This is a genomic window from Citrobacter sp. RHB25-C09 (genome assembly GCF_013836145.1).
Taxonomy (GTDB): Bacteria; Pseudomonadota; Gammaproteobacteria; order Enterobacterales; family Enterobacteriaceae; genus Citrobacter_A.
Genome location: NZ_CP057483.1, coordinates 4,159,991 through 4,181,967, shown reverse-complemented (window position 1 = coordinate 4,181,967; position 21,977 = coordinate 4,159,991). Strand labels below are relative to the sequence as shown.

The 21,977-nt window shown below is 51.3% G+C and carries 20 protein-coding genes; 11 read left to right on the top strand and 9 right to left on the bottom strand.

The annotated features are described in order from the left end of the window. The first annotated feature begins 71 nt into the window (after positions 1–71). Complete coding sequence (rhaR, locus tag HVY19_RS19750) at positions 72–920, top strand: HTH-type transcriptional activator RhaR (RefSeq protein WP_220132934.1); 849 nt, start codon at positions 72–74, stop codon at positions 918–920. Here the strand turns inward: rhaR and rhaT are convergent. Continuing rightward, positions 917–1,951, bottom strand: coding sequence for an L-rhamnose/proton symporter RhaT (gene rhaT / locus HVY19_RS19745; RefSeq protein WP_181682266.1), 1,035 nt, complete (start codon positions 1,949–1,951; stop codon positions 917–919). The two genes, rhaR and rhaT, sit on opposite strands and share 4 nt — an antisense overlap. A 617-nt stretch (positions 1,952–2,568) precedes the next feature. On the opposite strand from rhaT, the gene HVY19_RS19740 reads away from it, so the two are divergent. After that, the gene (locus HVY19_RS19740; protein ID WP_181682265.1) at positions 2,569–3,252 is read left to right on the top strand and encodes an oligogalacturonate-specific porin KdgM family protein; all 684 of its coding nucleotides are present in this window, start codon (positions 2,569–2,571) and stop codon (positions 3,250–3,252) included. 101 nt (positions 3,253–3,353) lie between these two features. Here the strand turns inward: HVY19_RS19740 and HVY19_RS19735 are convergent, their stop codons facing one another. Genes HVY19_RS19735 through HVY19_RS19725 form a run of 3 tightly spaced genes read right to left on the bottom strand, consistent with a single transcriptional unit; the run spans position 3,354 to position 6,054 of the window. Then, positions 3,354–4,661 (bottom strand): TRAP transporter large permease, encoded by a 1,308-nt coding sequence (locus HVY19_RS19735; protein WP_181682264.1) that lies wholly within the window; start codon positions 4,659–4,661, stop codon positions 3,354–3,356. Then, on the bottom strand, positions 4,654–5,052 hold the full coding sequence (locus tag HVY19_RS19730; RefSeq protein ID WP_181682263.1) for a TRAP transporter small permease: 399 nt from the start codon (positions 5,050–5,052) through the stop codon (positions 4,654–4,656). The genes HVY19_RS19735 and HVY19_RS19730 overlap by 8 nt, the downstream gene beginning before the upstream one ends. An 18-nt stretch (positions 5,053–5,070) precedes the next feature. Beyond that, a complete protein-coding gene (locus tag HVY19_RS19725) occupies positions 5,071–6,054 on the bottom strand; it encodes a TRAP transporter substrate-binding protein (protein WP_181682262.1) in 984 nt (327 codons plus the stop codon). 330 nt (positions 6,055–6,384) lie between these two features. Here HVY19_RS19725 and sodA point away from each other — a divergent pair, with 330 nt between their 5' ends. Together sodA and kdgT are read left to right on the top strand one after the other, a co-directional pair. Next, on the top strand, positions 6,385–7,005 hold the full coding sequence (sodA, locus tag HVY19_RS19720) for a superoxide dismutase [Mn] (RefSeq protein ID WP_181682261.1): 621 nt from the start codon (positions 6,385–6,387) through the stop codon (positions 7,003–7,005). A 217-nt stretch (positions 7,006–7,222) separates the two neighbouring features. Continuing rightward, the gene (gene kdgT, locus HVY19_RS19715) at positions 7,223–8,206 is read left to right on the top strand and encodes a 2-keto-3-deoxygluconate transporter (RefSeq protein ID WP_181682260.1); all 984 of its coding nucleotides are present in this window, start codon (positions 7,223–7,225) and stop codon (positions 8,204–8,206) included. Between the two features lie 60 nt (positions 8,207–8,266). On the opposite strand, the gene HVY19_RS19710 is transcribed toward kdgT, so the two are convergent. Beyond that, on the bottom strand, positions 8,267–9,157 hold the full coding sequence (locus HVY19_RS19710) for a dihydrodipicolinate synthase family protein (protein ID WP_181682259.1): 891 nt from the start codon (positions 9,155–9,157) through the stop codon (positions 8,267–8,269). Positions 9,158–9,310: 153 nt separating this feature from the next. Between HVY19_RS19710 and yiiM the strand changes: the two genes are divergently transcribed. Beyond that, positions 9,311–9,982, top strand: coding sequence for a 6-hydroxyaminopurine reductase (yiiM, locus tag HVY19_RS19705; protein WP_181682258.1), 672 nt, complete (start codon positions 9,311–9,313; stop codon positions 9,980–9,982). Between the two features lie 84 nt (positions 9,983–10,066). Here yiiM and cpxA read toward each other — a convergent pair whose 3' ends face one another. Both cpxA and cpxR read right to left on the bottom strand, forming a co-directional pair. Next, positions 10,067–11,440 (bottom strand): envelope stress sensor histidine kinase CpxA, encoded by a 1,374-nt coding sequence (gene cpxA / locus HVY19_RS19700; RefSeq protein ID WP_181682257.1) that lies wholly within the window; start codon positions 11,438–11,440, stop codon positions 10,067–10,069. After that, entirely contained in the window at positions 11,437–12,135 is a 699-nt protein-coding gene (gene cpxR, locus HVY19_RS19695) for an envelope stress response regulator transcription factor CpxR (protein ID WP_181682256.1), read from the bottom strand. The genes cpxA and cpxR overlap by 4 nt, the downstream gene beginning before the upstream one ends. Positions 12,136–12,285: 150 nt before the next feature. Here cpxR and cpxP point away from each other — a divergent pair, with 150 nt between their 5' ends. After that, positions 12,286–12,786, top strand: coding sequence for a cell-envelope stress modulator CpxP (cpxP, locus tag HVY19_RS19690; RefSeq protein ID WP_181682255.1), 501 nt, complete (start codon positions 12,286–12,288; stop codon positions 12,784–12,786). A 308-nt stretch (positions 12,787–13,094) separates the two neighbouring features. Here the strand turns inward: cpxP and HVY19_RS20855 are convergent, their stop codons facing one another. After that, on the bottom strand, positions 13,095–13,865 hold the full coding sequence (locus tag HVY19_RS20855) for a hypothetical protein (protein WP_249419093.1): 771 nt from the start codon (positions 13,863–13,865) through the stop codon (positions 13,095–13,097). Further along, a complete protein-coding gene (locus HVY19_RS19680; protein ID WP_181682254.1) occupies positions 13,849–15,936 on the bottom strand; it encodes a lipase family protein in 2,088 nt (695 codons plus the stop codon). Before HVY19_RS19680 ends, HVY19_RS20855 begins: the two co-directional genes overlap by 17 nt. Before the next feature lie 493 nt (positions 15,937–16,429). On the opposite strand from HVY19_RS19680, the gene fieF reads away from it, so the two are divergent. The 5 genes from fieF to HVY19_RS19655 all read left to right on the top strand — a co-directional run bounded on the left by fieF (position 16,430) and on the right by HVY19_RS19655 (position 21,902). Then, the gene (fieF, locus tag HVY19_RS19675) at positions 16,430–17,332 is read left to right on the top strand and encodes a CDF family cation-efflux transporter FieF (protein WP_181682253.1); all 903 of its coding nucleotides are present in this window, start codon (positions 16,430–16,432) and stop codon (positions 17,330–17,332) included. 186 nt (positions 17,333–17,518) lie between these two features. After that, positions 17,519–18,481 (top strand): 6-phosphofructokinase, encoded by a 963-nt coding sequence (gene pfkA, locus HVY19_RS19670; RefSeq protein WP_181682252.1) that lies wholly within the window; start codon positions 17,519–17,521, stop codon positions 18,479–18,481. A gap of 200 nt (positions 18,482–18,681) precedes the next feature. Beyond that, complete coding sequence (sbp, locus tag HVY19_RS19665; RefSeq protein ID WP_181682251.1) at positions 18,682–19,671, top strand: sulfate/thiosulfate ABC transporter substrate-binding protein Sbp; 990 nt, start codon at positions 18,682–18,684, stop codon at positions 19,669–19,671. 104 nt (positions 19,672–19,775) lie between these two features. After that, positions 19,776–20,525, top strand: a complete 750-nt coding sequence (locus HVY19_RS19660; RefSeq protein ID WP_181682250.1) for a CDP-diacylglycerol diphosphatase — start codon at positions 19,776–19,778, stop codon at positions 20,523–20,525. A 72-nt stretch (positions 20,526–20,597) separates the two neighbouring features. Then, complete coding sequence (locus HVY19_RS19655) at positions 20,598–21,902, top strand: SLC13 family permease (RefSeq protein WP_181682249.1); 1,305 nt, start codon at positions 20,598–20,600, stop codon at positions 21,900–21,902. Positions 21,903–21,977: the final 75 nt, after the last annotated feature.

Below are 21,977 nucleotides of genomic sequence, written 5' to 3'. Positions count from 1 at the left end.
TATCCGGCCTACGTGTCACGTTATTTGTAGGCCGGATAAGGCGACGCCGCCATCCGGCAAGGAAGAATTTGGTGGCGAATGAGTTAGTCCTTCTAAAAGCTGATTTTTTTGCGAGTGACAAACAAGCTGTCGCCGTCGCTGACCGCTACCCGCAAAATGTCTTTGCCGAGCATACTCATGATTTCTGCGAGCTGGTGATGGTCTGGCGCGGCAACGGATTGCACGTGCTGAATGACCGTCCGTATCGCATCACCCGTGGCGACCTGTTTTACATCCGCGCCGAAGATAAACACTCCTATACCTCGGTCAACGATCTGGTCTTACAGAATATTATCTACTGCCCGGAACGACTGAAGCTAAACCTGGGCTGGGAGAGTGCGATTCCCGGATTTAACGGCACCCAGAGACAACCTCACTGGCGACTGGGAAGCGCAGGAATGACGCAGGCCCGCCAGGTGATCGGTCAGCTTGAGCATGAAAGTAATCACCACGATCCGCTTGCCAACGAGATGGCGGAACTGCTGTTTGGGCAACTGGTGATGACGCTAAAACGTCACCGCTATGCCACCGATAGCATGACGGCGACCTCCAGCGAAACGTTGTTGGATAAACTGATCACCGCGCTGGCGGGCAGTCTGGAACGGCCGTTTGCGCTGGATAAGTTTTGCGATCAGGAAGCGTGCAGCGAGCGTGTGCTGCGCCAGCAGTTTCGTAGTCAGACCGGGATGACCATCAACCAGTACCAGCGGCAGGTGCGGGTTTGCCATGCACAGTACCTCCTTCAGCACAGCCGGTTAATGATCAGTGAGATTTCGATGCAGTGCGGGTTTGAGGACAGTAACTACTTTTCGGTGGTGTTTACGCGGGAAACCGGGATGACGCCCAGTCAGTGGCGTCATCTCAGCACCCAAAACGATTAGCTCGCCATTCCCAGGCCGACGATATTGGCGGCGATAATAATCACCACGCAGCCCAGACTCAGTACACCCACAGGACGTCTTCCGGCGTTATTCCACTCTTTCAACACCAGACCGACAATGCCGCCGCACAGCACGTAGAAGCTCATGTGCAGCATCCAACTGATGTAGTCATACTGTGGCGGAATGCTTGCGTGTCCCCAGGCATAGAAAAAGAACTGCAGATACCACATCAGACCGCCCAGCGCGGAAAGCAGAACGTTGGTGATGATCAGCGATTTTGCCAGCGAGAAGTCCGCTTTTATCGACAAATCTTTGACTTTTGCCAGACGAATAAAGCAGAAGCCCAGGTTGACTAATGCACCGCCGCCCATGATCACCACATAGCTGGGTAGCGCGACATATAAAGGGTCTACGCCCAACGCCGCCGCCGCTTCGTGCATCGGCTTCGCCGCGTTCATCGCAAATGACATACCGGCAGAAAAAATGCCGCACATTACCGCCAGCATCAGCCCTTTTTTCAGGTTGAACTCTTCGGCTTTGATACCCATTTTGCGCTCTTTGAGCTGGCCTGCGCGGGTGACAATGCCAACGCCAATCAGCGCAACCAGCACGCCCAGCAGCGTCATCCTTCCGCCTTCGGTGTGGATAAGTACATCAAAGTTGCCATTGATAATCGGCGTCATCAGCGTGCCGACAATCAAGGTAATACCGATTGCAATGCCAATGCCCATCGACATGCCGAGATAGCGCATCGTCAGGCCGTAATTGATATTTCCGATGCCCCACATGGCACCGAACAGGAACACAGGCAGCAGGGTGGAGAGATTAAAGGAGCTGTAATAGCCCCAGAAATCAGGCAGCAGCATAGCGCTGATGGTCCAGGGCAGAATCAGCCACGATACGATCCCGCCGACGGACCACATCGTTTCCCATGACCACTGTTTGACTTGTTTGAACGGAGCATAGAAACAGGCTGCACTGGCCGCACCTATCAAATGCCAAAAGATTCCCATCGTAATCGCGTTACTCATCACGTAATCCTCATTGTTTTTATCGTCGGTATAACCCTTCCGACGTGATGAGTTTAAAAATTGCGCAGCGGCATAACCTTTTAACGATTGCCGTGGTTTCATCCTTTCTGGCAATCAGCGCGTTAAGTGGGTGATAAAGGTCACGTTTTAAAAATGTCGAAACAGCCAGCGTAATATACTTTGCTTTCTTATCCTTTGGCAGAAAACCGTGAAAACGTCTTTCGCCTTAATAATAACGACACGAGATTAGTTTACTGGCAATAATACAAAGAAGAGCGCGTAGCGGATCACATTCCCACATAAATGAGGAATATCTTAACGATAAAACCGGACTATATAATATTTATTTGAATTTCCGTTTAATATTTATGTTTTTGATGTCGAAAATATGTCTTATTTTTCAGTGGCATAGCCACTTAAGAATATCCCTATATAAATGCTGCATATGAGATGGTGTTATTTTTATTTTGTTGCGAATAGGTATTTCATTTATTTTATTTTTCTTTTTGAACGCACTCTCAAAATTAAATTAAAGACATTCGACGATATTGTCGTAGCAAAAATTGCGTATTACTGTTCCAGTGCTTCACTAAAACAGTGTTTTAAATCTTAATTAAATGGAACTTACCATGAGAAAAGCTCTTTTCTTACTATTACCTCTTACTGTAACAAGTGCGCACGCAGTATATGTCGATGTTCGTCACGAATATCTTGATGACAGCAAAGCAAACTATGACCGTGCTTATATCTCGCACCGTTTTGCGAACGGCTTTGGATTTGCCATTGAAGCCATTTCTAAATCCGGTGGCGATGATACGAATAAAGCCTTTAACGATCTGGAAACGCAGGGCAACGAATATACGTTAAGCTATCAGTTCAAAACCGGTGATGTTGCATGGCAACCGGGTTTTGTGCTGGAAACCGGCGATGGTTACTCAAACTATAAACCGTATTTCCGCGCCCACTGGACCTTAAACGAAAGCTGGTGGCTGGGCGCTCGCTATCGTTTTGAATACGTCCGTCGCTCTTCTGATGTGCGTGATGACGATACGATTAATCGTATGGACGTCTGGGCAGGGTATAAATGGAATAACTTTGACTGGACGATCGAAGGTATTTATAAGAAAGCCGACAAATACGATTTGTATGACGGCGGCAAAGACAACTATGAATATAACTTCAGAACCGCTTATATCATCGACCAGTGGTCACCTTTCGTTGAGGTGGGTAATGTTTCCGTCAGCAGTAACAGCGATGAACGCCAGACGCGTTTCCGTGTTGGGCTAGGTTATACCTTCTAAATTTACACCACATAATTATTTATTCCCTTTTACCGGTTACCTGCAAGGCAACCGGTTTTTTTATAGGCCTGATAAGCGAAGCGTCATCAGGCACAAGGTAATTACATAATGCCCAACAGGCGCGGTAAGAATAAGGTCAGTTCCGGAATATAGGTGATTAACAGCAGCACACCGATGATGGCCGCATAGAACGGAATTAACGGTTTGATGACCTCTTCGACTTTTACTTTTCCGACGCTGGCCCCGACGTATAAACCGCTACCCACCGGTGGCGTGATGGTGCCAATGGCCAGGTTGTAAATCATGATAATGCCAAAGTGAACCGGATCGACACCGAGTTTAGTCATGATTGGCAGCAGGATTGGCGTGAAAATCAGAATCGCCGGACCGATGTCCATAAACGCGCCGATCACCAGCAAAAAGACGGTGATGACGAGCAAGATAACCATCTTATTGGCGGAAATCCCCAGAATCATGTCACTGAGCGCCGCCGGAATATTGGTGATCGACATCGAGAAGGACATCGCCGATGAGGTCGCCAGCAGGAACATAATGACGCCAGTCATGATCACCGTTTGCAGTAAAATCGAAGGTAAATCTTTGATTTTTAGCGTGCGGTAAAACACCATCGTCAGCAGCAGCGTATACACCACGGCGATAGCGGAAGCCTCAATGGCGGTGAAAATTCCCTGCACGATGCCGCCGACAATAATCACAATCAGCAGCAGGCTGGGGATGGCTTCAACCGCGACTTTTAACGCCATGCCCTTTTGCACGGTGAAAAAGACGCGGTAGTTGTTGCGTTTTGCCACCACCAGCGTCACCAGCATACAGCCGACACCCCAAAACACTCCCGCCACCAGACCGCCTGCGAACAGTGCAGCAATGGATGTGCCTCCGCTGGCCAGCGCGTAGAGAATAAACGCGGTTGTGGGTGGAATGAGCATACCGGTAGGCGCAGAGGCGATGTTAACCGCAGCGGCAAAACTCCGATCGTAACCTTCACGCGCGCTCATCGGCACCATCACACCGCCAATGGAGGTTGAGGCGGCAATCGCAGAACCGGAAATCGCGCCAAACATCATGTTGCCCACGATGTTGGTGTAAGAGAGCGAGCCGGGTAATTTGCCGGTAAACAGTTTGGCAAAATTCACCAACCGGGTGGCGATGCCCCCACTGTTCATGATCACCCCAGAGAGCACAAAGAACGGCACCGCCAGCAGGGCGAAACTGTCGAGGCTGGAAAACATTTTCTGCGCGGTGGCAAACATCGAAATATCAAACGGCAGTACCAGCATCATGGTGCTGAAGGAGGCGATAACAATGCAAATCCCGATGGGCGCACCCATCGCCAGCAGAACAACAAAAACGGCTATCAGCGTGCAGGACGCCAGAATGGGGTCAATCATGAGATTTCTCCAGAGCAGATTCAGAGACATTGGAAGCGGAATGGGGCGCTTTCAGAGATTCAGCGATATTCAACAGGCCATAGAGGATGATCAGGACGCCAGCGCAGGGCAGGGCGTAATACACTTTGCCCATCGGAATACCCAGCGCCGGGGAGACTTTGTCCAGCAGGATGGTCAGGCTGATATGCTGCTTTTTGCCTGCGACATAGGCCATCCCCAGCATGGAAACCCACACCAGTAAAAAACGTAACATCTCTTCGGTAATGGTACTGGGGACGCCCAGAATATAACGGCTGATCACCTGCCAGCAGGAGATGCCCACCATGATTGCCAGCACCAGGCAACAAACGCTGCCGAGCACCACATCAAGTCCCTTTCTGAATGTGTTCATCTTCATTTCCTGTTCAGATTAATTTTTGGCGTTCTGGATACGCTGATAAAGCGCGTAAAGCTGCGGCTTCGCTTTTAAACTTTCGTAGATGGGCTGCACCGCTGCCTGGAACGGCTTTTTATCGATCTCAAAAAATTCGACGTTGAAATCCTTCACAGCGGCCTGCCGGGTTTTTTCGATCTCTTTGTCCCATGCGGCTTTTTCAAATTCGATGGAGTCCTGAATCGCGGCTTTGACGATGCGCTGCTGATCCGGCGTCAGTTTTTCCAGGGTGAGGGTGCTCATCAGCAAAATATCGGGAATGCGGGTGTGCATGTCATAGGTGTAATAGCGCGCTACTTCGCCGTGGCGAGCGATGGTCAGCGCGAACTCGTTGTTTTCCGCGCCGTCCAGAATGCCCTGCTGCAATGAGGTATACACTTCCGCCTGGCTCATCGCGATGGGGGACGCGCCGAGCAGTTTGAGGGTCTGAATGGCCGTTTCGCTCTGCATTACGCGGATCTTTTTCCCGCGCAAATCTTCAATGCTTTTGACGGGGCCTTTGCTCATATAAAAGTTGCGCGCCCCGGAGTCGTACCAGCCCACGCCAACAAAGCCTTGCGCCGCCGTGGACTGATAAACGGGTTCCATCACCGTCGGGTTGTCCATTACCGCGTAATATTCTTCTACGCTGGCAAACAGATACGGTAGCGAGAAGACGCCGTAGGCGGGAGAAAAGCTCTCCATCAACGCGGAGGAGACTTTGGTGATATCCACCACGCCGACCTGCGTCAGTTCCACCAGTTCGCGCTCCCCGCCAAGCTGGCCATCCGGGAAGTACTGTACTTTGATATCGCCACCCGTTTTCTCTTCAACCTGTTGGCCGAAGAAATGCAGTGCATCCTTCACCGGCTGGCTGTTTTCCGCATAAGCGAGGCGCAAAACGGTTTCGCCATGGGAGAAAAAGGAGAGTGTTGAGAGTAAGGCCAACGTAGCCAGACGTATAAAACCAGGTTGCTTCATGATTCCCTCGCAATTTTAATAATTTGCCGGAAATCTAATTGCGCTGGGTCACGATAACCTTTTTGATTTTGCCAACGCAGGCAAAATTTGGCACCGAAAGAAAGATTTTGAAACTCTGTTTCACATATCGATCTTTCCAGGAATTTATAAAGATGTATCAGGCTTGACGGCTGAGTTTAAATGCACCGAATTCAGTGGGTAAGAGCAGGGATAAACCCACAAAAAAAGTACGGCATTGATAATCATTTTCAATATCATTTAATTAACTATAATGAACCAACTGCTTACGCGGCGTTAACACCCAGCCGCTCGATTATTATGGAGATGAATATGAGTTATACACTGCCATCCCTGCCGTACGCTTACGATGCTCTGGAACCGCACTTCGATAAGCAGACGATGGAAATCCACCATACCAAACACCACCAGACCTACGTTAACAACGCTAACGCGGCGCTGGAAAACCTGCCTGAATTCGCGAATCTGTCTGCGGAAGAGCTGATCAGCAAACTGGATCAACTGCCGGCAGATAAGAAAACCGTACTGCGCAACAACGCAGGCGGTCACGCTAACCACAGCCTGTTCTGGAAAGGCCTGAAAAAGGGCACCACCCTGCAGGGTGACCTGAAAGCCGCTATCGAACGTGATTTCGGTTCCGTTGATAACTTCAAAGCCGAGTTCGAAAAAGCTGCCGCGACCCGCTTCGGTTCCGGTTGGGCGTGGCTGGTGCTGAAAGGCGACAAGCTGGCCGTTGTCTCTACCGCTAACCAGGACTCCCCGCTGATGGGTGAAGCTATTTCTGGCGCTTCCGGTTTCCCAATCGTGGGCCTGGATGTGTGGGAACACGCTTACTATCTGAAATTCCAGAACCGTCGCCCGGACTACATCAAAGAGTTCTGGAACGTGGTGAACTGGGACGAAGCTGCGGCGCGTTTTGCTGCGAAGAAATAAAGACGTTTGTAGGCCGGGTAAGGCGATACGCCACTTCCCGGCATGACAATCAGAACCCCATCGGTGACGCCGTTGGGGTTTTTTTTGTGATCAAAATCAAAATAAAAACAGCGATCCATTAAAAATGAAACATTGTTTTTATATGTGGTTTCGATCACTTTAATTTGTGCTATGAATGTCTATCGTTTACTCATCTTTACATCCTGAGGCGATGGAAATGCAGATAAAACGCACAATTGAAAAAATCCCTGGTGGCATGATGCTTGTCCCTTTGTTCCTGGGCGCGCTGTGTCATACCTTCTCACCCGATGCGGGGAAATATTTCGGCTCCTTTACCAACGGAATGATCACCGGTACGGTGCCGATTCTGGCCGTGTGGTTTTTCTGCATGGGAGCATCGATCAAACTCAGCGCAACCGGCACGGTACTACGAAAATCCGGTACGCTGGTGGTCACGAAGATTGCCGTGGCGTGGGTGGTCGCGGCGATTGCCTCGCGGATCATTCCCGAGCATGGCGTTGAAGCCGGATTCTTCGCCGGGTTGTCCACGCTGGCGCTGGTGGCGGCAATGGATATGACCAACGGCGGCCTATACGCTTCCATCATGCAGCAGTACGGCACTAAAGAAGAAGCGGGCGCATTTGTCCTGATGTCGCTGGAATCTGGCCCGCTGATGACCATGATTATCCTTGGTACCGCCGGGATAGCTTCGTTTGAGCCGCATGTGTTCGTCGGTGCGGTGCTGCCGTTCCTGGTCGGCTTTACATTGGGTAACCTGGACCCGGATCTGCGTGAATTCTTCAGCAAAGCAGTGCAGACACTGATTCCGTTCTTCGCCTTCGCGCTCGGTAACACCATTGACCTGAGCGTCATCGCCCAGACCGGTCTGTTGGGTATCCTGCTGGGCGTGGCGGTAATTATCGTTACCGGTATTCCGCTGATTATTGCCGACCGACTGATTGGCGGCGGTGACGGTACGGCGGGCGTAGCGGCATCCAGCTCGGCGGGTGCGGCGGTAGCGACGCCGGTGCTGATTGCTGAAATGGTGCCAGCGTTTAAACCCATGGCGCCTGCGGCGACGTCTCTGGTGGCGACCTCCGTGATTGTGACGTCGATCCTGGTGCCGATCATTACCTCCGTATGGTCGAAGAAGGTGAAAGCGCGAGCGGCGGAAGCAGATATTCGTGCAGCGGTGAAGTAAGTTTAGGAAAGTAAAGGGGAAGAGGCCCGGTCAGCGTTAGCGCTGCCGGGCTTTTTACGTTTAACGACCAAACACCTCGTCAATCGTGCGACATTCACTCTCGTTCAGCTCACCGCCCGCGCTGCGTGAAACGCCGGTACAGTAACCGAACTTGCGTGACACCACCGTCTTGATGGTGGTAACAAAATCTTCGCCAATGGCATAGATGGACATATAGGTGCCGATCTTCTGCTGGATCTCCTGTAATGCATTCAGGTCACCGCGCTTAAACGCCTCGCGCGCGCTGACAAACAGCTCAGGCATGACGTTGTTTAAGCCCGAGATAATCCCTGCGCCACCCGCCAACAGATTCGGAATGTAATATTCGTCATAACCGGAAAGTACCGCAAAATCGTCGCGCACTGCGCGGGTTTTCTGGATCATGCTACGGGTATGAGACTGACAGTCGACGGTATCTTTTATTCCGGCAAAATTGGGGAATTCGGCAGCAAGCGTCGCGACCAGATCCGGTGTTAAATCACAGCCGGTGCGCGGCGGAAAGTTGTAAGCAAACCATTTTCCACTGAGTTTCTGGCCCAACTGGCGGAAGTAGCTCAGCAGCTGCTTCGGCGTTTGGCCATAGTAATAAGGCGGCAGAATCATCACCGCATCATACCCCGTGCGATAGGCTTCCTGCGCCATTTGCAGAACGTCCTGGGTGCAGGTTGAAGAGACGTTGGCGACCATTTTTAGCGGGCTCATGCTGCGCGCTTCACGAATCAGCAACAGCCTCTCCTCTAGCGTGAAAGAGGCAAACTCTCCGATACTGCCCATTAGCAAAATGACGTCGATTTTCGCCTCTGTCAGGCGTTGGAGATGTTGCTTCAGACCGATGAGATCCACTTTTCCGTCATGATCCATTGGCGTAATGGATGGGCACCAGACGCCAGCAAATTGCGATTGAACTGTCACGTTGTTGACTCCTCATTATGAAATAGCGTTTCAAAAAACACTTCTATTGATAGCATTTATATTTGCGCGGGGAGTGAACCGTGCTCGCATTTTGCGCGGCTGAGTTAAAATAATTGTGGTTAAATAGGACAACTTTATCGGGGAGAGGGACCCATGCGATATCCAGTAGACGTATTCAGCGGGAAGATTCAGGACTATGCAGGGAATCGCCCCAGCGCGATTAGCAAAATTCAGCTCGATGGCGAACTGATGCTGACGGAGCTGGGACTGGAAGGTGATGAGCAAGCGGAAAAGAAAATTCACGGCGGGCCCGATCGCGCGCTGTGTCATTATCCGCGTGAGCATTATTTATATTGGGCGCGTGAATATCCTGAACAGGCCGATCTCTTTGTCGCCCCTGCTTTTGGCGAGAATCTCTCCACCGAGGGTCTGACCGAGCAGAATGTCTACATTGGTGATATTTTTCGCTGGGGTGAGGCGCTGATTCAGGTCACGCAGCCGCGCTCGCCATGCCATAAGCTTAATTTCCATTTTGGTATTTGCGACATGGCAAGCCAGATGCAAAACAGCGGCAAAACGGGCTGGCTGTGCAGCGTCATCATGGCTGGCAAGGTCTCGACCGAGGCGCCGCTGGAGCTGGTGTCACGCGTCAGCGATGTGAGCGTGCAGGAAGCCATTGCTATCGCCTGGCATATGCCGTTTGATGACGATCAGTACCACCGTCTGATGTCCGCAGCAGGGCTGTCGAAAAGCTGGACCAGAACGATGCAGAAACGTCGCCTGAGCGGCAAGATTGAAGATCAAGCGCGACGTTTGCGCGGCTGAGGATTGCCCGGTGGCGCTGCCGCTTACCGGACCTACGGGTTATGAGGGCCGGATAAGGCATTACGCCACCATCCGGCATCCCGGTTAAGAACGCTTATACAGCGGTAGCCAAATCACCAGCCGTAAACCGCCTAACGGGCTGTCTTCGGCTTTCACCCAGCCACGGTGCTGCTGGATCGCGGTTTCGACAATCGCCAGACCCAGACCGGTACCACCCGATTCGCGATCGCGTGCTTCATCGGTTCGGTAAAACGGACGGAATATCTGCTCGCGATCTTCAGGGCTTACTCCCGGACCATCGTCATCAACGGTAATCGTAATCCCGTCTTTATCCACTGCGAAACCGACTTCAATTTTGGTGTGCGAATAACGCAGGGCATTACGAACGATATTTTCCAGCGCACTTTCCAGCGCATTCGGGTTACCGTATAGCGGCCACGGCCCCGGAGGGAAGTTCACCGTCAACGATTTACCCATCTGTTCGGCTTCAAAGGCGGCGTTATCCAGCACTTCGTCCCACAACTGGTTGGCCTTTATCGTTTCGCTGAGCAACGCGTTTTTCTGCTGATTACGTGACATGACCAGCAGGTCGTTGATCATGCTATCCAGGCGTTGCGCTTCCGTCTCAATGCGCTCCAGCTCTTTGCTCTCACCGCTGCGGCGGCGTAACAATGCAGTGCCTAACTGTAGGCGGGTGAGTGGCGTTCTCAGTTCGTGTGAGATATCCGACAGCAGACGCTGCTGGGTGGTCATCATGCGTTCCAGTGCGGTCACCATCTGGTTAAAACTGGCGCCGGCAGCAAGAAATTCCTGCGGGCCAGCTTCTAGCTCCGGATGCTGACGCAGGTTACCCTGAGCGACCTCATCGGCGGCGTTTTTCAACTTACGCGCCGGTTTCGCCAGGCTCCAGGCGAGCCATAACAGCAGGGGAGAACTGACCAACATGGTGACAATCAGCAACAGTAGCGGGCGGTCAAACAGCAGGTTAATAAAATCGGATTGCGAATTGCTGGCCGGCCGAATCAGGTACAGTTGGTAGTTATCTTCTCCATCTCTGACGGAGAAGGGGCCTACCATTTCGACGCGACCGTACTTCTTCTTCTGCGGATGATCGGCGTTGTCTGCCTGACCAATAAAGTTACGAATGATCTGCATTTCGCTGCGTTCAGCGCCGATCACCCGTCCTTCGCTGGTTACAAGTAATAACCGCTGTCCCGGCGGCGCCCACTTGTCAATCGCACGGAACAGGCGACGCCACCACATCAAATCATTAGGCGGATCGTTCGCGAGTTCGGCTTCAACATGTTGTTCAATCATTAACCCCTGGCGCTGTTCGCTGTCCAGTAGCTCGGTCATCTGGCGTGAGTCGAGCTTGGGTAACATCAGTACCAACATCAGCACCAGCGCCAGCGTCAACCAGAAGATGGCGAAGATGCGCGCGGTTAAACTGCCTATCATGAAGCGGAAACCATCAGATAGCCGCGACCACGCAGGGTTTTAAACCACGGATGTCCGTCTTTTCGCTCTGGTAATTTACGACGCAGGTTAGAGATATGCATGTCGATGGCGCGGTCGAAAGGCGTGAGGCGCTTGCCCAGCACTTCCTGACTCAAATGTTCACGTGATACCACCTGGCCGAGATGCTGCGCCAGCAAATACAGAAGCGTGAATTCCGTGCCGGTCAACTCCAGCGTCTGTCCATCGAAACTGGCTTCCTGGCGGCCCGGATTGAGGCTTAACGCATCCACTTCCAGTGTTGGCGAGCCGTTATCGCTGTTCTGCTGTTGTTCGCTCCAGTGAGAGCGGCGCAGAATCGCGCGGATACGCGCAACCAGTTCACGATCGTTAAACGGTTTCGGTAAATAGTCATCCGCACCCAGTTCGAGGCCGAGTACGCGATCCAATTCGCTGCCGCGCGCGGTCAGCATAATAACGGGGGTCTGGTGTGTCTGGCGAAGCGCTTTCAGGGTATCGATACCGTTTTTCTTCGGCATCATTACATCAAGCAAAAGTAGATCAATGCTGTCGTCCAGAAGTTCCAATGCCTGCTCCCCATCATGGGCAACGGTCACATTGAAGCCTTCCATTTCGAGCAGCTCCTTTAACAGGGAAGTCAGCTCTCGGTCATCATCAACTAACAGGATTTTATTCATTTTTTACGTACCTCCGAGGCAGAAATTACGTCATCAGGCGTCGCTAATCCATGACTTTACGTTGTTTTACACCCCCTGACGCATGTTTGCAGCCCGAATCGTAGACTGTCTCTCGTTGAATCGCGACAGAAAAGATTTTGGGAGCAAGTGATGCGCAAAGTTACCGCTGCCGTCATGGCCTCAACGCTGGCATTCAGTACTTTAAGCCATGCTGCTGAAGTCGTTACAGGCGATAACTGGCACCCGGGTGAGTTACCTGCGCCGCGCACTGTACAAAACCATATGTTCGACGGCATAAGTTTAACCGAACATCAACGTCAGCAGTTGCGAGATTTAATGCAACAGGCCAGACATGAGCAGCCGCCTGTTAATGTTAGCGAAATGGAGACAATGCATCGCCTTGTCACCGCAGATAAATTTGATGAAACCGCTGTACGCGCTCAGACAGAAAAGATGGCGCAGGCACAGGTTGCCAGACAGGTCGAAATGGCCAGAGTTCGCAACCAGATGTATCGCCTGTTAACGCCCGAACAGCAAGCGGTTTTAAATGAGAAACATCAACAACGAATGGAGCAGTTGCGTGACGTGGCGCAATGGCAAAAAAGTTCGCCGTTGAAGGTATTGAGTAGTAGCAACTCACGTCCCCAGTAACAACCCTGTTTTCCTTGCCATAGACACCATCCCTGTCTTCCCCCACATGATGTGGGGGTTTTTTTTATCAATAATTACACTTAATTATAAGTAAAAACAGTGGATTAATAAAATTGATCCAGCCTGCCTTGTTTACAGTTTCCGAGACTGTAGGCACTTTTGGTCATCTTGAAGAAGCTCTTTGCTTCAAATTAGCAACTTTTCAAATAACTTTTCGTTGCTGGTTCTATGTGGGAAGCCTGCTCAGAACAAGGGATTTCAAATCGACGAAATGATCTCATGAAATCCTTTTCAGTTCGTTGAACGCATCATTTCATCGACAGTAATTTGTCATAATCTGGGAAGATATAAGGTATCTCTTCCTTACTTCCATCCGGGTAGATTGCTATCCAATTATCCGTATTGTCTGGTGCCAACAAGGTCACAACCTTATTAAGGTGAATTACAGGAGCAATGGCAATATGTCGGGTGCCATTAAGACTAAAACGTCGCCCCCACTTTTCATTGGCTGTATCACCGCCGAAAAACTTCAAATTAATATCGTTATCAGTGAATTTTGTTATCATCGGGAAAAAGTCAGTTTTAATATCTAGATCGCCTTTCACTTCTTTTGTACGACTTGTCCCGAAACCACCACCATCAGCCCCATACCCTATGAAATCAAAGTCATAAGTTGTATCTACTACCTTTTCCCCCTTCGCGAGAGGATTATCGTTAGCAGCCCTGAATCTCACCTGAATGGAAAGCAACTTCCACTTGCACCTTCCCCCGCCATCTTTTGCGATACTGACCGTCCGGAGATTGTCCACCCCATTGACAAAGGGCAGAGAAACTCCCGCAGTGGCATCTTCCTGATAAGTTTTAAAAGCGCCGGTAAGGCGTGTATTCGTACATTTCGATGACACATACACCCCTCCCAACGGTAAAAGCATCACTCCCTCCGGCACCCGGAAAGATATAGTGATCTGTTCAGAATTAGCGGGCGGTGAGAGTTTTCGGCTCAGAAACATTTCGTACCCGAGAAACAGAAGAACCAGAACGATGAGGAACTTGCTGCGATTTTTAGTTAGAAAGTTCAACTTCTTCCTCCGTGACTGCTACAAACCGGCTCAAGGCATTCAGCCCTTCCTCATTTTCACGCATACGCTGCAACGTTAGTGGCAACTTGTCCTGCAGGGACAAAAATATCCTGTTGCGCGCGACTTCATCTGGCTGCCGGTACTCAGCAGCGCTTTCTTCCACAGCCTCACGGAACTGGTTCCGCATGGATTTTCTTTCCATCGGCAGCGCCGGATTTGCAAGTTCTAACACCTGATTGTGGATATAAGGAAGGTATTTGCTTGCCATAAAATGATTCAACGGTTTGCTGGTTGAACCGGCTGAGACAAGATTTTCTCCCCGAGGAAACCGTTTCTCCAGCTCGCCCGGGGCAAGACACTGCGTAAACGCAGCCTGATGCTCTCCGCTCGCCTTCAGGCAATCATCATTGAGAGACGGCACCACGAATAGCTTCACGGCCGCCCGTTCAACTGAGGAGATTGTCACCGGAAAAGGCTCACCCGGCTTCTGACTTTGTCGCCGGCGGATATAGGACTGCACCGCCCGTAAAAATGCCACGGCATTACCATGATGCCAGTATGGGTCTCTCTTCAGCTTAACCCCCATCTCAGCTTCCATACTTCGTTGCCAGAGTAGTGGGTAAAGCCCATCTATTGACGTGACCAGCCAGTCAAAACCCAGCTTATCCCCCAGTGGCCCCAGCGTCTGATAGAACAGGCTGTCCATATCCATATCCGGCGGAACCTGGGGCACTATATCGTTATCATTAACGTGTCGGTAATGGGTAATACTTGTCAGGGATGCCATCGCTGAACGGGTGAAGGTGCGTGGCATTCCGTACGTGTACAGTACGGGATTAAAGTCTTTCATCTCGGCGGCATACAGCAGAGCCAGAGAACCGCCCAAACTATGACCACAGATGAAGAGTTTTTTCTTCTTCTTTAAAGCTCTATTAATCGCATCAAGCTTGTCCTCAAACTTCCGACTCATCAACTGATAGGCTTCCAAAAAACCACCGTGCACGTTCCCTGACCCTCCAAGCGTTCCCGGACAGCGTTTTGGCGCAAAGGATGCATCAGTAACTACGTTTAGCCCGCTCGCTGTTCCGCACCATGCAACTAGCACGTGTGACGCGCATTCTACTGCAAAAAGGCGGGAGTCCCCCTCAGGGGAGTGTTCTTCAGGAACCTGTGACGTGTTCAGATAGAGCGGTGTCAGATAACGCCCCCTAAACGGCACGTCTACCGCCAGCGTGTGGAAATAATTAGGATATTCTGCGAACTGAGGGATACAGGAAAGATCCCGACATTTCTGTTCAAAAAAATGCGAGATAAGGTGCGCGTCTTTATCCTTGTCAAATTCTTTGGCATAAGCCAGATCAGCCATAATACCCAGATTCAACCCATTAGCGAGGTCATAGTCTTTCCTGTCATGAAGCGCTAACACCCATGCGCGGAACGGGCAGATTTCAATAACGTGGCGCTTATCTAAAGTTTCTCGCTCTATAACCGTCCCTTTCAATGAGCGGCCTGGCGGGAAATGAAATACTGGCGGCTCAGTCGCATCCCAGCCAGGCATGTCAGGAAGCCGATTGCACAATTCCCCGATGGTTACATAGTGATGCTGGTATCCGGCAGATTCCGCCTTTTCTTGCACGTCAGAACGCCAGCTCTTGTCCCGCGTCTCTCGTTTGAAGACATTCCCACTTACTGGCTGGCTGTTTGGGTTGCGCCTAATACCCAGCGGCCGTTGTTCCATTTCGTCAGCGAGCTGCTGGCCATCCGTTGTTACATTGACATGAATCCAATACAGATCATCGAACCGGACCAATCCCTCGCTGTCGGTAATACCGGCAGGAGGATGGGGCGGTGGTGTAGCATTAAAACTGTGCCCACCCCATTGAAACATGGCCATCTCTTTTTCCGTAGCCAGAGGATGGTACTCAAGTTGTACATTCAACCCCGATACCGCGTTGTTGTTTTCATCAACGAATTGTAGCTCCAGCCAGTGTTTTTTCTGCTTACCGCAGAACACTTCTTTGAATATTGGGTTCAGACTGGTAACTGTTGAGTTGTCTCCTGATACTCCCATAGCTGTATATCCCTTCACTTCAAATGGTTAAGTATTCACCAATCATACACTGGTCATGACTTAACCAAAATAAGAGCTGTATAACTTCACAGCATGGTGCGGCTCGATGAATCACTAAACCAAAATCAGTCAGCATTTGGCGCGGTAGTTCCTGAAGCTCTTATTCCACCAATTCCTCGTGGCGAAGGTCAGCCTGGCAACATACTTTAACCACGTAGAAATAATGGCTTTGACGTAAATCAGGCCGATATTTTTATCGAAGTGAAGATGAAATGTAGACGAGAGATATATTAAATCCTTTTATTTCAATATGTTAAATTTGACTTTTTCTTCACTCTTACCTCTCCTTACTTAATGGATTTTTAGGTGTTAGTTCAAGAATTACTGTCTTTTCACCAAATACAGTTGGTAGAGCGATAAATTGTCCTCTTCATAATCACTTGTTGTGTTACACCTTCCGTTATACTACCGGCATGAGATGTCAGGAGTGTTTATGATTCAATCCTATGGGCGGTTAGTCAGCCGGGCGGCGATTGCGGCGACAGTGATGGCGTCGCTGTTACTTTTGATCAAAATTTTTGCATGGTGGTATACCGGTTCGGTCAGTATTCTGGCTGCGCTGGTCGACTCGCTGGTGGATATCGGCGCGTCGCTTACGAACCTGTTAGTGGTGCGTTACTCGCTGCAACCGGCGGATGAAGAACATACGTTTGGTCATGGCAAGGCGGAATCTCTGGCTGCGCTGGCGCAAAGTATGTTTATTTCCGGTTCGGCGTTATTTCTGTTTTTAACCGGCATACAGCATTTGATTACCCCAACGCCGATGAAAGATCCGGGTGTGGGGGTTGTGGTTACCATTATTGCCCTGATATGTACTGTAATTCTTGTCACGTTTCAGCGCTGGGTCGTGAAGCGCACGCAGAGCCAGGCGGTACGGGCAGATATGCTTCATTATCAGTCTGATGTTATGATGAACGGCGCTATTCTCGTGGCGCTCGGGCTTGCCTGGTACGGCTGGCATCGAGCGGATGCGTTGTTTGCATTAGGGATTGGCATCTATATTTTATATAGCGCTTTACGCATGGGTTATGAAGCGGTGCAGTCATTACTGGATCGTGCCTTACCCGATGCAGAACGTCAGGAAATTTTTGAAATTGTGACGTCATGGCCCGGGGTCAGCGGCGCTCACGATCTTCGCACGCGGCAGTCAGGGCCGACCCGCTTTATTCAGATTCATTTGGAAATGGAAGATAATCTGCCGCTCGTTCAGGCGCATTTGGTGGCTGAACAGGTTGAGCAGGCAATATTACGACGTTTTCCAGGTTCGGATGTCATTATCCATCAGGATCCTTGTTCCGTCGTGCCCAGGGAAGGTAAACAGTTAGAGCTTTCTTAAAGCATCGTAAAAAGAAGAGAGCCTGACTCGCATTTTGTGTATAAATTACCGCCATTTGGCCTGACCTGAATCAATTCAGCAGGAAGCAATTGTTATACTATCAGCATATTCGTTGGAGGGTTTCGATATGCAGGATCGGCTTCCGGCAACAGATTTCATTTTGCATTCCAAAGTTCAGAGGTAGTCATGATTAAGAAAATCGGTGTGTTGACAAGCGGCGGTGATGCGCCGGGCATGAACGCAGCAATCCGTGGAGTGGTGCGTGCAGCGCTGACGGAAGGTCTGGAAGTCATGGGTGTTTATGATGGCTATCTGGGTCTGTACGAAGACCGCATGGTGCAGCTTGACCGTTACAGCGTGTCCGACATGATTAACCGTGGTGGTACCTTCCTGGGTTCCGCGCGTTTCCCTGAGTTCCGGGACGAAAATATCCGTGCAGTGGCTATCGAAAACCTGAAAAAACGCGGCATCGATGCGCTGGTCGTTATCGGCGGCGACGGTTCTTACCTGGGTGCAAAACGCCTGACCGAAATGGGTTTTCCGTGCATTGGTTTGCCGGGCACCATTGATAACGACATCAAAGGCACTGATTATACCATCGGTTATTTCACTGCACTGGGTACCGTTGTTGAAGCAATCGACCGTCTGCGTGACACCTCTTCTTCTCACCAGCGTATCTCTATCGTTGAAGTGATGGGCCGCTACTGTGGCGACCTGACCCTCGCGGCGGCCATTGCCGGTGGCTGTGAGTTCGTCGTCGTACCGGAAGTCGAATTCAGCCGTGACGATCTGGTAACGGAAATCAAAGCGGGTATTGCGAAAGGGAAGAAGCACGCCATCGTGGCTATCACCGAGCACATGTGCGATGTTGACGAACTGGCGCATTACATCGAGAAAGAGACGGGACGTGAAACCCGTGCCACCGTGCTGGGCCACATTCAGCGTGGGGGTTCTCCGGTACCTTATGACCGTATTCTGGCCTCCCGTATGGGTTCTTACGCAATTGAGCTGCTGCTGGAAGGCTACGGCGGTCGTTGCGTTGGTATTCAGAACGAAAAACTGGTTCACCATGACATCATCGACGCTATTGAAAATATGAAGCGTCCGTTCAAAGGTGACTGGCTGGACTGCGCTAAGAAACTGTACTGATTTAATATGCCTGGTGGTGCTACGCTTATCAGGCCTACCGATCGCAGATTCGGGTAGGCCGGATAAGGCGTAAGCCGCCATCCGGCACAATCGCCTCACATATTCCCTCAAGTTATAGCCAATCTTTTTTTATTCTTTAATGTTTGGATTTCTTTCTGGCACGCTTTGCTCATCACAACACAACATAAGAGAGTTGGGCGATGAACAAATGGGGCGTGGGGTTAACATTGCTGCTGGCATCCGGCAGCGTTCTGGCAAAGGATATTCAGTTGCTTAACGTGTCTTACGATCCAACACGTGAGCTGTACGAGCAGTATAACAAAGCGTTTAGCGCACACTGGAAACAAGAGACGGGTGATAACGTCGTTGTTCGCCAGTCGCACGGTGGCTCCGGCAAGCAAGCTACGTCCGTTATTAACGGCATTGAAGCTGATGTGGTGACCCTGGCGCTGGCTTACGACGTTGATGCGATCGCCGAGCGTGGGCGCATTGATAAAAACTGGATCAAACGTCTGCCAGACAACTCTGCACCTTATACCTCCACCATCGTTTTTCTGGTACGCAAAGGCAACCCGAAACAGATTCATGACTGGAACGATCTGATTAAGCCGGGCGTATCCGTCATTACCCCGAACCCGAAAAGCTCCGGCGGCGCACGCTGGAACTATCTGGCGGCCTGGGGCTATGCTCTGCATCACAACAACAATGACCAGGCAAAAGCTCAGGATTTCGTGAAAGCACTGTTTAAGAATGTGGAAGTGCTGGACTCCGGCGCGCGTGGCTCAACCAACACCTTTGTTGAGCGTGGTATTGGCGACGTGCTGATTGCCTGGGAAAACGAAGCGCTGCTGGCGACGAACGAGCTGGGCAAAGATAAGTTCGAAATCGTCACTCCGAGTGAATCGATTCTGGCGGAACCGACCGTTTCGGTGGTTGATAAAGTTGCCGAGAAAAAAGGGACCCAGGCCGTGGCGGAAGCTTACCTGAAGTATCTCTATTCGCCGGAAGGCCAGGAGATCGCAGCGAAAAACTTTTACCGTCCACGTGATGCGGAAGTCGCGAAAAAATACGACAGTGAATTTCCAAAGCTGAAACTCTTTACCATTGATGATGTGTTCGGTGGCTGGACGAAAGCACAGAAAGAACACTTCGCCAACGGCGGCACGTTCGACCAAATAAGCAAGCGCTGATTACCGATGTAAAAAGAAGCCCGGAGGCCATCCAGCCGCCGGGTTTTTTATTTGTCATTCTTTTGCGTTACTCTTGCAGGTCGTTGAGATACAGGGAACGCGTAATGAAAAAAACAGGCTTTGGATTACTGGCGCTTCTTGTCATCGCCGCAGTGGCGGGGGTGACTTACTGGAAACTGGCTGGAAATCCCGACGCGCTGCGTAAAATTGTCCTCGAGCAATGCTTGCCGAATCAATTACAGCAGCAAAACCCGGCACCCTGTGCTGAAGTTAAACCGGATGCAGGCTACGTGGTATTCAAAGACCGTAATGGCCCTTTGCAATATCTTTTGATGCCAACGTACCGCATTAACGGCAGCGAAAGCCCACTACTGTTGGAGCAAAACACGCCCAACTTCTTCTGGCTGGCCTGGCAGTCCCGCGTGTTTATGAGCCAGAAAAACGGTCAGGATGTTCCCGACAGCGCCGTTTCGCTCACCATCAACTCGCGCACAGGGCGGACGCAAAACCATCTTCACATCCATATCTCCTGCCTGCGTCCTGACGTGCGGGCGCAACTCGACGCCAGCCATGCCAAAATGGGTACCCGCTGGCAACCGCTGCCGGGTGGACTGCGTGGGCATGAATATCTGGCGCGACGCGTGACGGAAAGTGAACTGGCGCAACGCAGTCCGTTCATCATGCTGGCGCAAGAAGTACCGGACGCGCGTGACCATATGGGCAGTTATGCGCTGGCCATGGTGCGCCAGAGCGATGATTCGTTTGTGCTGCTGGCGACGCAGCGTAATTTACTGGCGCTTAACCTGGCGTCGGCTGAAGAGATTCAGGATCATCAGTGTGAAATTCTGCGTTAACCCGCATCTGTCTTCCATTTACTCGGCCTGCCTGTCCCCGTATTCTTGTTGAAAAAACAACAGGAGACAGGCATGTCGCTCTGGCTTACTCACCCTCTTTTCCTTCCCTCGCTGGTAGTGGTTGTCACCATTCTGCTCTGGGCTACTTCGCTATTGCCAGAGTTCACCACCGCGCTGCTCTTCTTTACCGTTGCGATGGTGGCGAAGATTGCCCCGCCGGAGGTTATTTTCGGCGGCTTTGCCTCGTCGGCATTCTGGCTGGTGTTCAGTGGTTTCGTACTGGGCGTGGCGATCCGTAAAACGGGGCTGGCGGACAGGGCGGCAAGGGCACTTTCTTCTCGGTTAACGGATTCCTGGCCGCTGATGGTATCAAGCGTCGTTCTACTGAGCTACGCGCTGGCCTTCGTTATGCCGTCGAATATGGGGCGCATCGCACTGTTGATGCCGGTCGTTGCGGCGATGGCGAAACGTGCCGGAATTCTTGAGAGTACCCGCGCGTGGTACGGGCTGGCGCTTGCCGTCGGGTTTGGCACCTTCCAACTCTCCGCCACGATATTGCCTGCCAACGTTCCCAACCTGGTGATGAGCGGGGCGGCGGAGGGGTCTTACGGTATCCATCTGAATTATCTGCCGTATCTGCTGTTGCACACGCCCGTGCTGGGCTGGCTGAAAGGGACGCTGCTGATTATTCTCATCTGCTGGTTATTTCCCGGCAAACCCCATGCACCGCGCGATCTTACCCCGCTGCCGCCGATGAGCCATGACGAAAAAAGACTGGCCTGGATGCTGGCGGTGGTGCTGGTGATGTGGGTCACCGAAAGCTGGCATGGTATAGGTCCGGCCTGGACCGGGCTGGCAGCGGCGGCCATTACGTTACTTCCGCGCGTCGGGTTTATCACGGGTGAAGAGTTTTCCTCCGGCGTAAACACCCGCACCTGCTTCTATGTCGCCGGTATTCTCGGGCTGGCGAACGTGGTCACCCAAACGGGTATCGGCAGCGCCGTTGGCGAGGCGCTGCTCCAGGTGATGCCGTTAGATCCGCAACGGCCTTTTACCAGTTTCCTGGCGCTGACCGGCATCACGACGGCGCTTAACTTTATCATGACTGCTAACGGCGTTCCGGCGTTATATACCACGCTGGCGCAGAGTTTCTCAGAGGCCACCGGGTTCCCGCTGCTGTCGGTGATTATGATTCAGGTGCTGGGGTATTCAACGCCGCTGCTACCGTATCAGGCATCCCCGATTGTGGTGGCAATGGCCTTAGGCAAAGTACCGGCAAGGATGGGGCTGCTGCTGTGTCTGGCATTGGCTATCGCGACGTATCTGATCCTGCTGCCGCTGGACTACGTGTGGTTCAACGTTACCGGGAATTTGTAACGGTAATCCACTGATAATTTTACTTTTGTGAGAGGGCGGGGAGTTTTATCGGTACGAATGGCGGTTAATACCGAA

Excerpts from the sequence above, each read along its gene's own strand:
- HVY19_RS19680 (WP_181682254.1), bottom strand. The coding sequence starts at position 15,936 with ATGGGAGTATCAGGAGACAACTCAACAGTTACCAGTCTGAACCCAATA.
- cpxR (WP_181682256.1), bottom strand. The coding sequence starts at position 12,135 with ATGAATAAAATCCTGTTAGTTGATGATGACCGAGAGCTGACTTCCCTG.
- HVY19_RS19730 (WP_181682263.1), bottom strand. The coding sequence starts at position 5,052 with ATGAACACATTCAGAAAGGGACTTGATGTGGTGCTCGGCAGCGTTTGT.
- cpxA (WP_181682257.1), bottom strand. The coding sequence starts at position 11,440 with ATGATAGGCAGTTTAACCGCGCGCATCTTCGCCATCTTCTGGTTGACG.
- cpxP (WP_181682255.1), top strand. The coding sequence starts at position 12,286 with ATGCGCAAAGTTACCGCTGCCGTCATGGCCTCAACGCTGGCATTCAGT.
- sbp (WP_181682251.1), top strand. The coding sequence starts at position 18,682 with ATGAACAAATGGGGCGTGGGGTTAACATTGCTGCTGGCATCCGGCAGC.
- HVY19_RS19655 (WP_181682249.1), top strand. The coding sequence starts at position 20,598 with ATGTCGCTCTGGCTTACTCACCCTCTTTTCCTTCCCTCGCTGGTAGTG.
- pfkA (WP_181682252.1), top strand. The coding sequence starts at position 17,519 with ATGATTAAGAAAATCGGTGTGTTGACAAGCGGCGGTGATGCGCCGGGC.
- rhaT (WP_181682266.1), bottom strand. The coding sequence starts at position 1,951 with ATGAGTAACGCGATTACGATGGGAATCTTTTGGCATTTGATAGGTGCG.
- kdgT (WP_181682260.1), top strand. The coding sequence starts at position 7,223 with ATGCAGATAAAACGCACAATTGAAAAAATCCCTGGTGGCATGATGCTT.
- yiiM (WP_181682258.1), top strand. The coding sequence starts at position 9,311 with ATGCGATATCCAGTAGACGTATTCAGCGGGAAGATTCAGGACTATGCA.
- HVY19_RS19740 (WP_181682265.1), top strand. The coding sequence starts at position 2,569 with ATGGAACTTACCATGAGAAAAGCTCTTTTCTTACTATTACCTCTTACT.
- sodA (WP_181682261.1), top strand. The coding sequence starts at position 6,385 with ATGAGTTATACACTGCCATCCCTGCCGTACGCTTACGATGCTCTGGAA.
- HVY19_RS19660 (WP_181682250.1), top strand. The coding sequence starts at position 19,776 with ATGAAAAAAACAGGCTTTGGATTACTGGCGCTTCTTGTCATCGCCGCA.
- HVY19_RS19725 (WP_181682262.1), bottom strand. The coding sequence starts at position 6,054 with ATGAAGCAACCTGGTTTTATACGTCTGGCTACGTTGGCCTTACTCTCA.
- HVY19_RS19735 (WP_181682264.1), bottom strand. The coding sequence starts at position 4,661 with ATGATTGACCCCATTCTGGCGTCCTGCACGCTGATAGCCGTTTTTGTT.
- fieF (WP_181682253.1), top strand. The coding sequence starts at position 16,430 with ATGATTCAATCCTATGGGCGGTTAGTCAGCCGGGCGGCGATTGCGGCG.